General features: G+C 67.0%; 9 protein-coding genes. 6 read left to right on the top strand and 3 right to left on the bottom strand.

The annotated features are described in order from the left end of the window. Positions 1–39 precede the first annotated feature (39 nt). From TZ53_RS06675 to TZ53_RS06665, 3 genes are read left to right on the top strand one after another with little or no spacing between them, the layout of a single operon-like run. Entirely contained in the window at positions 40–3234 is a 3195-nt protein-coding gene (locus TZ53_RS06675; RefSeq protein ID WP_044660791.1) for an efflux RND transporter permease subunit, read from the top strand. Beyond that, positions 3227–4420 carry an efflux RND transporter periplasmic adaptor subunit gene (locus tag TZ53_RS06670; protein ID WP_044660790.1) on the top strand — a complete coding sequence of 398 codons (1194 nt, stop codon included), beginning with the start codon at positions 3227–3229 and terminating at the stop codon, positions 4418–4420. Before TZ53_RS06675 ends, TZ53_RS06670 begins: the two co-directional genes overlap by 8 nt. Continuing rightward, positions 4410–5804 carry an efflux transporter outer membrane subunit gene (locus tag TZ53_RS06665; RefSeq protein ID WP_044660789.1) on the top strand — a complete coding sequence of 465 codons (1395 nt, stop codon included), beginning with the start codon at positions 4410–4412 and terminating at the stop codon, positions 5802–5804. The genes TZ53_RS06670 and TZ53_RS06665 overlap by 11 nt, the downstream gene beginning before the upstream one ends. A gap of 66 nt (positions 5805–5870) precedes the next feature. Here TZ53_RS06665 and TZ53_RS06660 read toward each other — a convergent pair whose 3' ends face one another. The 3 genes from TZ53_RS06660 to TZ53_RS06650 form a co-directional block, all read right to left on the bottom strand. Further along, on the bottom strand, positions 5871–6113 hold the full coding sequence (locus TZ53_RS06660; protein ID WP_025546665.1) for a hypothetical protein: 243 nt from the start codon (positions 6111–6113) through the stop codon (positions 5871–5873). Between the two features lie 24 nt (positions 6114–6137). Beyond that, positions 6138–7061 (bottom strand): formylglycine-generating enzyme family protein, encoded by a 924-nt coding sequence (locus TZ53_RS06655; protein WP_044660788.1) that lies wholly within the window; start codon positions 7059–7061, stop codon positions 6138–6140. A 125-nt stretch (positions 7062–7186) separates the two neighbouring features. Next, the gene (locus tag TZ53_RS06650; RefSeq protein WP_044660787.1) at positions 7187–9616 is read right to left on the bottom strand and encodes a TonB-dependent receptor; all 2430 of its coding nucleotides are present in this window, start codon (positions 9614–9616) and stop codon (positions 7187–7189) included. A 361-nt stretch (positions 9617–9977) separates the two neighbouring features. On the opposite strand from TZ53_RS06650, the gene TZ53_RS06645 reads away from it, so the two are divergent. Genes TZ53_RS06645 through TZ53_RS06635 form a run of 3 tightly spaced genes read left to right on the top strand, consistent with a single transcriptional unit; the run spans position 9978 to position 15830 of the window. After that, complete coding sequence (locus TZ53_RS06645; RefSeq protein WP_044662912.1) at positions 9978–13049, top strand: CHAT domain-containing protein; 3072 nt, start codon at positions 9978–9980, stop codon at positions 13047–13049. 5 nt (positions 13050–13054) lie between these two features. Further along, a complete protein-coding gene (locus TZ53_RS06640; RefSeq protein WP_044660786.1) occupies positions 13055–15094 on the top strand; it encodes an adenylate/guanylate cyclase domain-containing protein in 2040 nt (679 codons plus the stop codon). Continuing rightward, complete coding sequence (locus TZ53_RS06635; RefSeq protein WP_044660785.1) at positions 15081–15830, top strand: hypothetical protein; 750 nt, start codon at positions 15081–15083, stop codon at positions 15828–15830. Before TZ53_RS06640 ends, TZ53_RS06635 begins: the two co-directional genes overlap by 14 nt. Positions 15831–16037: the final 207 nt, after the last annotated feature.

Genomic DNA, 16037 nt, shown 5'->3' with positions numbered 1-16037 from the left:
CTGCGGGGATCATCCGGCGGCGCATCCGTGGAGTCGTGAATGATCGGTATCGTCAAGGTTGCCCTGCATCGTCCGCTCACCTTCATCGTGATGGCGATCCTGATCGCGATCGCGGGGGTGCTGGCGGCGGCGCGAACGCCGGTCGACATCTTTCCCAACATCCGCATTCCCGTGGTGGCGGTCGCCTGGCAATATGCGGGCCTGTCGCCGGAGGACATGGCCAACCGCATCGTCAATCCCTATGAGCGCGTGCTGACCACCACGGTCAACGACATCGAACATATCGAGAGCCAGTCGCTTCAGGGCATCGGCATCATCAAAATCTATTTCCAGCCGGGCGCCGACATCCGCACCGCGACCGCGCAGGTGACGTCGGTGTCGCAGACCGTGTTGCGCCAGATGCCGCCGGGGATCACGCCGCCGCTTGTCCTGAATTACAGCGCGTCGACCGTGCCGATCCTCCAGCTCGCCCTGTCGGGCAAGGGGCTGTCGGAACAGCAGCTGTTCGACATGGGGATGAACCAGGTCCGCCCGCCGCTGATCACGGTCCCCGGCCTTGCCATGCCTTTCCCCTCGGGCGGCAAGCAGCGGCAGGTGCAGATCGACCTCAATCCGCTGGCGCTTCAGTCCAAGGGGCTGTCGGCGCAGGATGTGGGTGCGGCGATCGCGGCGCAGAACCAGATCAATCCGGCCGGTTTCGTCAAGATCGGGGAAACCCAGTACAGCGTGAAGCTGAACAATGCGCCTTCCTCCATAGAGGCGCTGAACGGCCTGCCCGTCAAGGTGGTCAACGGCGCGACCATCACGATGCGCGACGTCGCGCATGTCCGCGACGGCAGCGGGCCGCAGCAGAATATCGTGCATGTCGAGGGCAGCCGGTCCGTGCTGCTGACCATCCTCAAGAACGGCGCCACCTCCACCCTGGCGATCGTGGACGGCGTCAAGGAAAAGCTGCCCCAGATCGCGGCGGGCCTGCCGGACAGCCTGAAGATATTGCCCATCGGCGACCAGTCGCTGTTCGTGAAGGCGGCGGTGGAAGGCGTCATTCACGAAGGCGCCATCGCGGCGGCGCTGACGTCCCTGATGATCCTGCTGTTCCTGGGCTCCTGGCGCTCGACGGTGATCATCGCGCTGTCGATCCCGCTTGCGATCCTGGCGGCGGTCGCGGCGCTGGCTGCCTTCGGCCAGACGCTGAACGTCATGACGCTGGGCGGGCTGGCGCTGGCGGTCGGCATATTGGTCGACGACGCCACCGTGACCATAGAGAATATCAACTGGCATCTGGAGCAGGGCAAGGGCGTGATCGAGGCGATACTGGACGGCGCGGCGCAGATCGTGACGCCCGCCTTCGTGTCGCTGCTGTGCATCTGCATCGTGTTCGTGCCGATGTTCTTCCTGCCGGGGGTCGCCGGATTCCTGTTCGTGCCGATGGCGCTTTCCGTCGTGTTCGCGATGATCGCATCCTTCATCCTGTCGCGGACGCTGGTGCCGACCATGGCCATGTATCTGCTGCGGCCTCATGTCGAACAGGGCGACGCGCATATGGCCGGGGCGCCTGCTTCGCGCAATCCGCTGGTCCGCTTCCAGCGCGGGTTCGAACGGCGCTTCGAAAGGATAAGGCGCGGCTATGTCGGGCTGCTGCACCGGGCGCTGAATGCGCGCAAGCCCTTCCTGCTCGGCTTCATGGCCGTCGTTCTGCTGTCCTTCGGGCTGTTGCCGATGCTGGGCAGCAACTTCTTCCCCTCGGTCGATTCAGGGCAGATCGCGATGCATGTGCGCGTGCCGGTGGGCGCCCGGATCGAAGACAGCGCCGCCCGCTTCGACCGCATCGCGCGGGAAGTCCGCTCACTGATCCCGGCGGAGGAACTCGCCTCCATCACGGACAATATCGGCCTGCCGGTCAGCGGCATCAACGCCATCTACAATAATAGCGGCACCATCGGCCCGCAGGATGGCGACATGCTGATCGCGCTGACCAAAGGTCATCGGCCGACGGACGAGATCGTCGCCACCCTGCGGCGGGAGCTGCCGCGCCGCTTCCCCGGCACCGGCTTCGCCTTCCTGCCGGCCGACATCACCAGCCAGATCCTGAACTTCGGCGCGCCCGCGCCCATCGACGTGCAGATCGCGGGCAAGAACGCCGACGTCAATCGCGCCTATGCGCAGAAGCTGCTGGCGAAGATGGCCACCATTTCGGGACTGGCCGACGCCCGCATCCAGCAGCCGGCGCACTCGCCGCAGCTCGATGTCGAGGTCGATCGCTCGCGCGTCGGGCAATATGGCCTGTCGGAGCGGGACGTGACGACCAGCCTGGCAAGCCAGCTTGCAGGCACGTCGCAGACCGCGCCCGTCTTCTTCGTGAACCCGGAAAACGGCGTGCAATATCCAGTCGTGGCGCAGGCGCCGGAATATCTGGTGGGCTCCATGAGCGACCTTAGCAATGTGCCGGTGTCGGGCAGCGCGGCGGGCGCCTCGGTTCAGCCGCTGGGCGGGCTGGCCACGATCAAGCGGTCCAACACCGTGCCCGTCGTCAGTCACTATGACATTGCGCCCGTGCTGGACATCTTCGCGACGACGCAGGGGCGTGACCTGGGTGCGGTCGCCCGGGATGTGCAGCGGGCGATCCGGTCGCTGGAGAAGGAACTGCCCAAGGGGACGACCGTCACCATCCGCGGCCAATATGCGACGATGAACACGGCCTTTTCCGGGCTGGGATGGGGGCTGGCGGGGGCCATCGTGCTGATCTACCTGCTGATCGTCGTCAACTTCCAGAGCTGGGTCGATCCCTTCGTGATCATCACGGCCCTGCCGGCGGCGCTGGCGGGAATCGTTTGGATGCTGTTCACCACCGGTACGACGCTGTCCGTGCCCGCGCTGACGGGCGCGATCATGTGCATGGGCGTGGCGACCGCCAACTCCATCCTGGTCGTCAGCTTCGCGCGGGAGAAGCTCGCCGAACTGGGCGACGCCGGCAAGGCCGCGCTGGAGGCGGGGATGGTCCGGTTCCGACCGGTGCTGATGACCGCCCTTGCGATGATCATCGGCATGGGCCCGATGGCGCTGGGGCTGGGCGACGGCGGCGAGCAGAATGCGCCGCTGGGCCGGGCGGTCATCGGCGGCCTGATCTGCGCGACGGTCGCCACCCTGTTCTTCGTTCCCACCATATTCGCCTTTGTCCATCGCAAGCATGGGCAGAAGGCGCCTTCCCTGGAAATGCAGCCGAGCCATGTCTGAGCACAACCCCATCGAAAATCCCGAGGCGCAAGGACCCGATAGCCGCACGTTGAAGCGGGTAGGGATCGGCGCGGCGGTCGTCGCGGTCGCCATCGTCGGCATCGGCGTGGCGTCGCGGATCAGCGCGACCAATGAACTGAGGCAGGTCGCTGCCGACGCATCCATTCCCACCGTCTCGGTGATGATGCCGTCCGCCGGTGGCGAAGGCGACGCATTGGTGCTGCCGGGCAATGTCCAGGCCTATAACAGCGCGGCGATCTTTGCCCGGACCAATGGCTATGTGCGGCGGTGGCTGGCCGATATAGGCGATCATGTCGGGGCTGGGCAGCCGCTCGCCATATTGGACGCGCCGGAGGTGGACCAGCAGCTCGCACAGGCGCAGGCCGATTATCAGACCGCGCTCGCCAATGAACGGCTGGCCGCCACCACGTCGAAGCGCTGGGCCTCCATGCTCGCGCAGGACGCCGTCTCGCGGCAGGAGGCGGATGAGAAGGCCGGCGATCTTGCCGCGCGCAGGGCCCTGTCCAATGCGGCGCTCGCCAATGTGAAGCGCTTGCAGGCCTTGCAGGGCTTCACCCGTCTGTCCGCGCCGTTCAGCGGTGTCGTGACGAGCCGGTCGGCGCAGATCGGCGCGCTGGTGGTGGCGGGCAATGCGGCGGCCCAGCCCTTGTTCACCGTGTCCGACACGCATCGCATGCGTATCTATGTGCGGGTGCCGCAAGGCTATTCGGCGGCCATCAGACCGGGAATGGCGGCGACGCTGACCCTGCCGGAATATCCCGGGCGCAGCTTCGACGCGACCCTGACCAGCAGTTCGGGCGCCGTCGATGCCCAGTCGGGCGCGGTGCTGGTGCAATTGCAGGCGGACAATCGCGACGGGGCGCTGAAGCCGGGCGCCTATGCGCAGGTCCGCTTCAAGGTGCCGACGGGATCGGGCAATGGCGCGACCCTGCCGGGCAGCGCGATCCTCTATGGCAATGACGGGCCGACCGTGGCGGTGGTGGGCCGGGACGGCCGCGTGACCGTCAAGCCCGTCACGATCGCGCGGGACGAAGGCAATGTCGTGCTGCTGTCGGGTGGCGTCCTGCCGACCGACCGGGTCATCGACACGCCGCCCGATGCGATCCGCAGCGGCGACAAGGTGCATGTCCAGGCCGCCGCCAAGGGTGCTGCCCATGGGGGTTGATCGCGGGGCGGCGGCCCTGTTGCTGGCAGGGCTGGCGGGATGCTCGATGGCGCCAGCCTACCGGCCGCCTGCCACCGCCGTGCCGCAGGCGTTCAAGGAGGCTGAGGGTTGGACGGCGGCGACGCCGATGGACCAGGCGTCGCGCGGCAAATGGTGGGAGGCCTTTGGCGATCCCGTGCTGAACGATCTGGAGGCGCGGGCGGAGCAGGCGAGTCCGACGCTGGCGGCCGCCCTTGCGCGCTATGACCAGGCGCGGGCGGCGGCGCGAATCGAGAGGGCGGACCTGTTCCCGCAGGTGAATGCAGGGGGCGATGCCAGCCGTCAGAGGCTGTCCGGAAGGCGTTTCGGCGGCAATGGAACGGCGCCGACCTATGATGATTTTTCCGTGGGGGCCACGCTGGACTATGAACTCGACCTCTGGGGCCGCATCCGCAACGGCGTGAGGGCGGCGCGAGCGGATGCGCGGGCCAGCGAGGCCGATCTGGCCTCCGCGCGGCTCAGCCTTCAGGCGGCGGTGGCGGACGCCTATGCGCGGTTGCGCGGGCTGGACGCAGAGGCGGAATTGCTGCGCCAGACGGTGGAGGCATTCGGCAAGGCCTATCGACTGACGGCAACGCGGCATGATGGCGGCATCGCCTCCGGGATCGACGTCAATCGTGCCAAGACCGTGCTGGATAATGCGCAGGCGCAGATTTCCGCCGTCGCCAATGAGCGGGCGGCGACCGAGCATGAGATTGCTGCGCTGGTGGGGGCGGTGGCGTCCGACTTCTCCGTCCCGGTGCGGGTGCAGCCTCTCGGCGCGCCTCCATTGCCGGCGGGCGCGCCTTCGGAGCTGTTGCAGCGACGGCCGGATATTGCGGCGGCGGAGCGACGGATGTTTGCGGCCAATGCGCGGATCGGCGTGGCGAGGGCGGCCTTTTTCCCGACGCTGACCCTGGGGTTGTCCGGCGGGTATCAAACGACGCATGGCGAGTTGTTCAGCAAGCCCAGCAGTTTCTGGGGGTTGGGACCGGCTTCGGCGGTGCTGGCGCTGTTCGACGGCGGTCGGCGGAGGGCTGAGGTGAAGATGTCCCGCGCGGAATATGAAGAGGTGAGCGCGGGCTATCGGGAGACGGTGCTGGGGGCGTTCCGGCAGGTAGAGGATGCGATCGCCGCGAACCGGCATCTGGCCGATCAGGCGGTGAACCAGCGCAGCGCGGCCGCGGCGGCAGGGCGGACGAGTGAGCTGGCGCTGACCCGCTATCGGGATGGGGCGTCGGATTATCTGGAGGTGGTGACGGCGCAGACCGACGCGCTGGAGGCGCAACGCGCGCTGCTGTCGGTGGAGACGCAGCGGATGCGGGCGAGCGTTGCGTTGGTCAAGGCATTGGGCGGCGCGGTCTGAAATCCCGGAAACGCTGGATGCTCCTGCCTGTGCAGGAGCATGGTCCTTATCAAATCCGGCGCAAATTCAATGTACCTCCGCCTTCATCCGCTCGACCAGCTTTTCGATCTCCCAGGGCTCCAGCACCCAGGTCCGCGTCTTGCGGCCTTCGCGATGGACGGGCTGGGTCAGCAGGATGCGCGCCTGTTCCTTCGCATGGGGTTTGAAGATCGCGAAATGCTGGGCGCAATCGCGGATCGTGCCGATGATCGGCGCCTTGCCGTCCAGGTCGATCATGGTGGCGGGCTGGTCCCAGGGCATGTTGAGCATGACGTCTTTTCCGTTCTTGGATAATCAGGGCCGCGGCTCGCGGACGATGCAGCGAAAGCCGATATGGCTGGTGGAACTGTCCACCGCCTGAGGGTGTCGGGCGGCGGGGCGATAGCGCTGGCAATAGCTGGGCGCGCAGAGATGGGAACCGCCCTTCAGCACTTTTCGCGGGATCGGCACATGCGGATTGGCGGGGTCCAGGCTTTCCCGCTTCGTGCCGCCGCGCGGGTTCGCCGGAACGCAACAACTTCCCTTCGCCTTGCGCTCGATCCTGGGCGGGGCATACCAGTCGGCGGTCCATTCCCAGACATTGCCGATCATGTCGTAGAGCCCATAGCCATTGGGCGCATAGGTCCGGACCGGGGAGGTCCGTTCATAGCCGTCCTCCAGCAGATTGCTGTAGGGGAACATGCCCTGCCAGTAATTCGCCAGCATCGCTCCGCCCGGCGCAAGCTCGTCGCCCCAGCCATAGTCCGCGCCATCCAGCCCGCCGCGCGCCGCGAATTCCCATTCCGCCTCGGTCGGCAGCGCCTTGCCTGCCCAGCGGGCATAGGCCTCCGCATCCTGGAAGACGATGTGGACGACCGGATGATCCCAAAGCTCGTCCAGATTGCTGTCAGGGCCATGGGGGTGACGCCAGTCGGTGCCGAAGCTGAACTGCCACCATTGGCTGAAGTCGCCCAGCTCCACCGGCGTCGCCGTGCGCTGGAACAGCAGCGATCCGGCGCGCGCCATTTCAGGCGCCATGCCGGGATAATCCCTGGGGTCCGGCGCGGTCTCCGCGGCGGTGCGATAGCCGGTGGCTTCCACGAACTGCGCGAACTGCCGGTTGGTGACGGGCGTCTCGTCGATCCAGAAGCCGTCCACGCGGACCTGCCGGACCGGCGCTTCCTCCGGATAGAAACGGTCCGAGCCCATGGCGAAGGCGCCGCCCTCGATAAAGCGCATTCCCTGCGCAACGACAGTCCCAGTCTCGATCACCCGGCGACCATAGCGGCGGATCGGCCGGCTGTATCGCCCAAAAAAGGACGCCGGAAGCGGCTTCGCTTCCGGCGTCCCGGGTGGAGGCGGTTCTAGAAGTCCTTGCGGACAGTCACGCCGATCTTGCGCGGGGTGCCGATATTATAGCCCAGCCGTCCCCGGCCGCCGCGCTCGCGGTCCAGCGAGTAAAGCGCATTCTCGTCGAACAGATTGTTGACGTAGAGCGTGACCGACAGGCCGCTGTTCCAGCTAATGCCGGTCGACAGGTTGACCAGATTATAGGCGCCGAGCCTGTAGGAGCCGAAGTCGAAGGCGCCGGTGCCATAGGCGCCTGTGGCCGGATCATAATAGATGGAATTGGGGAAGCTGCCCGCGCCCGGTTCCTGATCGGCAAGCTGGGTATAGCGGTCGCCCACATGCTGGAAGCTGGCGGTGAAGGACCAGTCGGTTTCCGGCGCGACTTCCGCCGTATAGGTTGCCGCCGCCGCCATCTGGAACTTCGGCACGGTGGGCAGGCGGTTGCCCTTGCGGATGCCGGCGATGATCGCGCCGCCCGCGTCGGTGACGTTGCTGTCGATTTCCGAGTCGATGTAGCTGCCGCTCAGCGACAGGTCGAGATTGGGGGAGACGCGGGCGCTCAGTTCCGCTTCCAGGCCCGCCGTATGCGCCTTCGGCACGTTGAAGAGGATGCGCGAGGAGCAGCTTCCCGCATCCGCCGTGACCTGAAGGTTCTTGATGTCGTTGTAGAACACCGCCGCGTTGAAGGTGACGCCGCCGCCCGACGCCTTCACCCCGGCTTCATAGTTCCACAGCGTTTCGTCGTCGAAGGTCGGCCGGTTGCCATAGGTGGCCGCATCCGGCCCGGTCGCGCCGCCATCGCAAAGTGGCAGGTTCAGCGGATCGTTGACGCCGCCGAGGCGAAAGCCCTTGGACGCCTGGACGTTGAAGGTCAGGTCGCGATTGGCCTCATAACTGGCGATGAAGCGGGGGGAGAAGCCGGTGGAACCGGTCTTGTCGCCCACGCGGTTATCGCCATTGGGGAAGACGCCGCCGGTCTTGAAATCGCGCTTTTCGCTAAAGTCATAATAGCGTCCGCCCGCGGTCAGCTTGAACTGACCCAGCTTGTAGCTCGCCTCGCCGAAGGCAGCATATTGTTTGATGATGTAGGGTATATCGGCATTATAGGGCGAGTTGAGCGGGAAGCCATTGGCTGCCCCTGCCGAAGTCCCTGCACCGAGCGCCGCGTCGATGAACGCGTCGTAGCCGGGGGTCGGGAGCCGCTGGGCATAGTCGCGGTCTACATGGCTGTAAAACCCGCCGATCACCCATTGGAACGGGCCAGCCCCGGTCGAGGCGAGGCGCAGTTCCTGCGTCCATTGTTCAAGCTTGGTCGTGTCGCGCAGGTTTGAGGGCAGATTGGCGATGGCGGGATCGGCGCTGAATCTGTCAACGAAGGGCGTGATGGACACCGATCCGGTTAGCGCCGACGCATCGCGGCTGACGAGGATGTCGCGATGGATATAGGTGGTGATCGAGGTCAGCGCGATGTCCGATCCCACATCGATGTTCGCCGTCAGGTCCGCCAGCGTGGTCTTGTCGCGGAACTCCTCGCGCAGCTTCAGATATTGGGTGCGCTCGGGCAGGATGTCGAGCGGACTGATCAGCTCGTTATAATAGAGATGATAGCTGTCCTCCCGGTTGAAGCCGTTGGTCTTGATGTCCTGATAGATGATGCGCGGCGTCAGCTTGATGCCCGGCGCGGGCTCCCAGAGCAGGCTGAGGCGCCCGCCATAACGGCGCCCGTCATTGACGTTCTTGCCCGCGGCCGGGCCGATCGCGTCGATGAAGCCCGCATAATGTTCCGCATAGCCGACCGCGCGGATCGCCGCCGTTTCCCCCAGGGGCAGATTGATCGCGCCCTTGCCCGAATAGCCGACATCGCCGCCCTTCAGGACATTGACGCCGCCCTCCACCGTCCCTTCGGTCTGGCCGAGCTTCGGCTGCTTGGTGATGTAGCGGACGGTGCCGCCCTCCGAGCCCGATCCGAACAGCGTGCCCTGCGGTCCGCGCAGCGTTTCCACGCGATCGAGGTCGAACAGGTCGAAATCAGGCGTGAACAGCGACATGGAGATCACGGATTCGTCCAGATAGACGCCGACCTGTTCCTTGACGCCCGGCTGGTCGCGGACCACCTGGCCCGCCGATACGCCGCGCACCGACACCTGGCTCTGGCCGGGCCCGAGATTCTGGACGGTTAGCCCCGCGACGCTACGCGACACATCCTCGATCGAGGTGGCGCCCATGCGCTGCATGGCTTCGGCGGTCTGCGCGTTGATGGAAAAGGGAACATTCTGGATCGATTCATTGCGTTTGGTCGCAGTGACGATGATCTCATTGCCCGACCAGTCGGACGAACTGTCGGTCGCTTGCGCAAGCGCGGCAGTAGAAAGGCCTGACAGGGCCAGAACAAGGCATGATGCGGACAAACGCAATACGGATTCATGGCGGGGAAATCTTGTCATATCATCCTCCCTGTAGTGAACATGCAATTATGGTTATTGTGGACGCCGGCTGTTCAACTTCGATCATCCATGAATATTGGGCCGAGACAATCTAGATCAGGCCTTTCCCATGATGCAATGAAAATTGCGCTGGAAAGATTGATTCTTGCTCAACTGTCACATCCCTGCCTCACTCCTTCGAACGAGGCGGCGAACAGGGCCTTGCCCGGTGCCTTTCGCCTTGCGGCGCACCATCGGGCGGCGTTATGACGGCCCGATCATGCTAAGGGGGGCCTTGCACGGACATATCCGGCGGGGTTTGGGGGACAAGCCTTTGAGCGCTTTGGGGAAGTTGGTTCGCGGGCCTGCCATGTGGGCCGCCTTGAGTCTGTCTGTGGCGGCACATGCCCAGGCAGCGGGCGACCGTCCGCTGTTGAGGGACAGCTTCCGCATCGGCAGCGAGGGCGGCGCGCTGTGCCAGGCGCAGAGCGCCACCGGCGATCCCGCCGCGCGAACCATGTTCGATCGCGCATGGACGCTGGTGTGCCGGGATGCTGCGCGCCCGGTGGGACAGATATATGCGCTGCGGCGCGGTTCGGACGATGGGGACGCAAGCTTGCTGGACCGGCTGGCGTTGTCGCGCAAGATGGCGGTCGAGTGCAATGCGCCCGGCGGCGTCAGCCTGCCCGGCATGGGGGCGGCGCTCATGCGCAACTGCACGGGCGCGGTCGGCACCTATCGCATATTGACTGTCGAGCGCGGCAAGACAGTCTATGTCGCCCAGGGCTATGCGGCCTATGCAAGCGCCCTGGACCTGGGGCTGCGCTCCGTCATGGCAGGGCGGATCATGCCGGGCAAGGTGGACATTGCGACGGTGGGGACGAACGATGCGGGTTACGCCCGCTTGCAGGCCGCGACGCTGGACCCGCAGACCGTGCTGGCCGAGGGCTACCGGCGCAATGCCTCGGGCAATTATGCCGAGGCGGCGGAGTTTTTCGACAGCCTGACCGACCGGCTGGCGCGCGATCCCGATGCGGCGAAGCTGACGTCGGCGGAGCGGGCGAACCGGGCGCATGAATATCTGGTCAATCGCGGCCTGCAATTGTCCAATCTGGGGCTGTTCGATCAGGCCGACGCGGCCTTCGCGGAAGCCCGCGGGATCACGACCGCCGATGCGGTGCAAGTCCGCCTGCGCCGCAATTTCGAGGCCATGCACCATATCAACCGGCAGGATACGGCCGGCGCGTTGGCGATGCTGGACCGTCCCCTGGCTGGCAGCGTTGCGACCGTGGCGGCAGACGGGGACGGCGGGGTTTCCGTGCCGCCCGAGGTGGCCGCCGAAATGAGCAGCGGGGCGACGCAGGCCCGCGCGCTGGGCGTGCGGCAGGACAATATGCTGACCCCGGTCGAGCGGGCGGCGATCATCGACGCGCAGGCGCAGCAGTTGCGCGGCACGATCCTGCGCCTGTCGGGCCAGCCGGGACCCGCACGGGACGTGCTGTCGAAGGCGATGGAGCGCGCGGTTGCGATCCGCGACGGGCGGGTCACGTCGATCACGCGCCTGCGCGCCCAGCTTCTGGGTGAGATCGCACTGACCTACGAAGCGCAGGGGGATTATGGGCAGGCTGAGCGTCAGCTCAATCAGGCGCTGACCCTGCTGGGCGCGCAATATCCCGAAACGGTGGCGCTGAACGGCGCAAGGGCGCGGCTGGGGGCGTTCCTCATCCGGCGTGGCCGCAATGAGGATGCGCTGACAATCTATCGCGGCATCGTCGCCTCCACCATGGAGAATCGCGCCACGCTGAGCGGCATGGCGAACCAGCTTCAGCCTTATTTCAACCTGTTGACGCGGGAAATTACCACGCGACCGGAACTGACCGCCGATCTGTTCGCGGCGTCGCAGATGCTGCTGCGGCCCGGCGCTGCCGATACGCTGGAGCAATTGAGCCGCGAACTGTCCGCCGGGGATGGAGAGGCGGCGCGGCTGTTCCGGCAGTCGGTCTCCCTCTCGCGCGACATAGAGCGCGGACGGATCGCGCTTGCGCAATTGCGGCAGGCGGCGGAGCGGCAGGAGGCGCTGCTGCCCGACATGGCGCGGGCGCAGGCCGACATCGACCAACTCGCGGCCGATCAGGCCAATACGCTGTCCGCGCTGGCAGCTTATCCCCAATATCGCGCCCTCAGCCCGCAGGGGCTGACGCTGGCCGAAATGCAGGCGACGCTGAAGCCTGGGGAGGGCTATTACAAGCTGGCGCAACTGGGCGACGCGCTCTACGCGCTGTGGATCGACGGCGCGGGGGCGACCGGATACCGGCTGACGGCCAGCGCGACCGACGTGGCGCGCAAGGTGGCGGCGCTGCGCGAGACGATCTCCATCAACGTGAACGGCGCACAGACCACCTATGCGCTGGACCTGCCGGTGGCGCGCAGCCTCTATCTCGACCTGTTCGGGCCGGTGGAGCAGCGGCTGGCGGCGGCGCGGCACCTGATCTTCGAACCGGACGGAGCGATGCTGCAACTGCCGGTCAATCTGCTGGTCGCGGGACAGGCGGGGGTGGATGCCTATGAAGCGCGGGTGGCCCGCGGGGGCGACGAGTTCGACTTTCGCGGCGTCGACTGGCTGGGGCGCGACCATGCGGTGAGCACGGCCCTGTCGGCCCGCGCCTTTCGCGATGCGCGGGCGGCTGCGCCCTCCGGCGCGGCGCAGAACTATATCGGCTTTGGCGACAATGCGCCGCTGGCAGGGCCGGTGCTGGCCGCCTCCAGCCGCGGGAGCCTGTCCAACGGGACGGGGGACGATTGCGGTTGGTCGCCACAGCAGTGGAACCGGCCGATTCCGGCCACCGAGTTGCGGGAAGCGGCGCAGGCCATTGGCGGGCAGGGCAGCGAACTGATCACCGGCGCGGCCTTCACTGACGAAGCGGTGATGGCGCGCGGCGATCTCGACCGCTTTCGCATCCTGCACTTCGCGACCCATGGGCTGGTGACGCCGCCCCATCCGGGATGCCCGGCCCGGCCCGCCCTGCTCACCAGTTTCGCGCCGGACGGCAAATCGGACGGGCTGTTGCAGTTCAGCGAGATTTTCGACCTGCGGCTGAATGCCGATCTGGTCGTGCTGTCGGCTTGCGACACGGCAGGCGCGGCGGGGGTGGAAACGACGCGGGCGGCCGGGCTTTCCGGCGGCGGCGGGGCGCTGGACGGGCTGGTGCGCGCCTTCATCGGCGCGGGGAGCCGCGCCGTCATCGCCAGCCACTGGCCGGCGCCGGAGGATTATCGCGCGACCGAAAGGCTGATGGGCGGCCTGTTCGCGGCCGGGGCGGACCAGCCTGTGGCCGACGCGCTGCGGGCGGCGCAGATCAGGCTGATGGACGATCCGGAGACGTCGCATCCTTTCTACTGGTCCGGCTTTGCCATCATCGGTGACGGCGCGCGTCCGCTGATCGCGCGCCGCTGATCGCCATGCCGACGCGGGGCCTGCTGCGCCGCGGTGCGCGACTGGTGCGGGACACGGGCCGCTGGCGGCTGGTGGCGACCTGCGCGCTGCTGCTGCTGGCGCTGTTCCTGGCCGGTTGGGACTGGAACAGGCCGCTCGGCAGCGGCGCGGCGCGGGAAATGCCGACCGCCGACGCGGAAAGGGGCCTTTACGACTGGCGAGCCGCCACCTTCGCACCGCGGGTCGCGCAGGACCGGCGCATCCTGATGGTGGTCTATGACGACCAGACGCTGATCGCCACGCGCAAGCGGTCGCCGCTGGACCGGGGTCTGCTGGCGCAGGCGCTCCGCAACATGGATGCCATGGGAGCCAAATCGATCGGCATCGACATCCTGTTCGACCAGCCGCAGGACGAGGATGGCGAACTGCTTTCCGTCCTGCGGTCCATGCACACGCCTGTCTGGCTGGGCTACGCCAATCTGGGCGACAATCAGGAACAGATCATCTTCGAGCAACAGCAATTTCTGGATCGCTTCGTGCGGGCGGCGCGGACGGCGAAAGTCCGCCCGGCCAGCATCCGGCTGGAGACCGATGCCGACAATGTGGCGCGAAGCTGGCCCGTTCCCACGCCGGGCCAACCGCCCCTGCTGACGCTGGCGATGCAGCCCTCGCCATCCTTTCGCGACTATCGCGGCGCGATCCGATTCCGTTTGCCGGTCAGGCAGGCGGACGGATCGGAGCAGCCGGTGATCCCCAGCCTTCAGATCGACACCCTGGCCGATCCCGCCATGGCCCCGGCGCTCGCCGCCATGGTGCGCGGACGGCATGTGCTGATCGGCGGCGACATCGTCGACATCGACCAGTTCGAGACGCCATTGTCGGGGCGGCAAGCCCGGTCGACCATGATCGGGCTGGAAGTGCATGCGACGATGTTAGCGCAATTGCTGGATGGCGCGCGCTTGGTCGCGGTGCCGGAGGGGTGGCGCTGGGCGGCCGCGCTGCTGGTGATCTGTGCGGCGGGGCTCACCAGCCTGGCGGAATTGCGCTGGTTCGCGCTGGTTCCCGCGCTGGGAGTGCAGGCGGGAGCGATTGCGGGTGTGCCGCTCTGGTTGCAGGCGCGGGGGTGGGACACCAAGGGACTGCCGGCCGTCGGCTGGGTGCTGGGATGGGTGCTGGCCTTCACCGCCATCGGGGTGGCGGCGCGGGCCGTCACCTCGCAACAGCGGCGCTTCGCCCAGGCTGCGCTCGGCAAATATCTGCCCCGCGACATCGCCGCGCAGATATTGGCGGAGCCGGAGAAGCTCGCGCTACATGGTGAAAAGCGGCAGATCTTCACCCTGTTCACCGATCTGGAGGGCTTCACCAAGCTCAGCCACGCCATCGCGCCGGAAATGGTCGCCCAATTGCTGAACCGCTATCTCGACATGCTGAGCGACGTGGTGCTGGCCCATGGCGGGACCATCGACAAATTCGTCGGCGACGCGGTGGTGGCCTTTTGGGGCGCGCCCATCGCGCGGCCCGACGACGGGCGCAACGCCGCGCTCGCCGCCTATGCGATGTGGCAGGCGGGGGAGGCTTTTCGCCGCGATCTGCCGCCGGGCGTGCCGCCGATCGGGCGAACCCGCGTCGGGCTGCACCATGGCGAAGCGATCGTCGGCAATTTCGGGGGCGAGGGGCGCATCCAATATACTGCGCTGGGCGACAGCATGAACACGGCGTCCCGGCTGGAAGCGGCGAACAAGGCGCTGGAAACCACTGTGCTGGTAAGCCGGGACGCGATGCTGCTGTCCGGGCTGGACTGGTGGCGGCCGATGGGACGGGTGCGGCTGCGCGGACGCTCGACCCCCGTCGACCTGTTCGAGCCCGCGCCTGAATTTCCGGTGGAGGACCGGGCGGCATTGGCCGAAATACTGGCGGCGTTCGACGGCGAGGATGCCGTAGCGCAAAGCGCCGCGCGAGAACGTCTCAAAGCGATGGTTAACCATCATCCGGATGATGCGGCCATCGCCAATCTGCTATATCGTTATGAATATGTCGGGGAAGGAGGAAGCTATGGTCTGGGGTAAGCTTGCCGTACAATGCGCATTGGCCGGATGTGTCGCCGCCGGGCTGGGTGCGCAGGCCGCGGCGGAGACCATGGTGGTCCGCGCTACCGGTCCATCGGCCGCGACGTACAGGCCGGGAAGCAAGCTGGCCGATGGCGGGTCGCTGGTTCTGAAGGCGGGCGATGTGGTGACGCTGCTGGACGCAAGGGGCACGCGGACGCTGCGCGGGCCGGGAAGCTTCCATGGGGCCGCCGCCGCCAGCGCAGCGCCGGCCAATGGCGTGATGCTCTCCGCCCTGCTGGATACGAAGCGGGTGCGGCGGGCGCGAACCGGGGCGGTGCGCGGCGGCGTCGGTGAAGCGCCGGCCACGCCGCCCCGTCGGCCCAATCTCTGGATGGTGGACATCTCGCAGTCCGGAACGCTCTGCATCGCCGATCCCGCCGCCGTGCGCCTGTGGCGCGTGGACGCGGCAAGGCCCGCGACCGTGCGCATCAGCGGCGAGGGCGTGCAGGCGACGGCGAGTTTCGGAACGGGCGAATCGGTCGCTGCCTGGCCGGTCGCCGCGCCGGTGCGGGACGGCGCGGCCTATCGCCTGACCGACGGCTCCCGCGCCGCCGATGTCCGCTTCGCACTGCTCGATCCTGCATCTTCGGGGCTGGACGGCATGGCATCGGGCCTGATCGCGCATCAATGCACGGCGCAGCTCGACCTGCTGGTGGAGACGGCGGCGCTGTCGGACGGCGCTGCGCGGAATTGATTGTCGCGGGGCGCGGCCGCTGTTAACCGGCGGCTGGAGCGCATTCCGGTCCGGTGGGATCGGTTCGGCTGCTCCAGATTAGCTTCGCAGCGTTTTCCGGGTCAGCAGGTTTCGCCTGCCTGGGAAACGCTCTGGTCGCGGGAAAGGGGTGACGGGCAAAAAGCCTGCGCCTGAAGACAGGGGTGGGGCAGCCATGAGGGAAAGGGC

This window comes from Sphingobium sp. YBL2 (assembly GCF_000943805.1).
Classification (GTDB): Bacteria; Pseudomonadota; Alphaproteobacteria; order Sphingomonadales; family Sphingomonadaceae; genus Sphingobium; species Sphingobium fuliginis.
The sequence above is the reverse complement of the archived record's forward strand: the minus strand, read 5'-3'. Positions and strand labels throughout refer to the sequence as shown.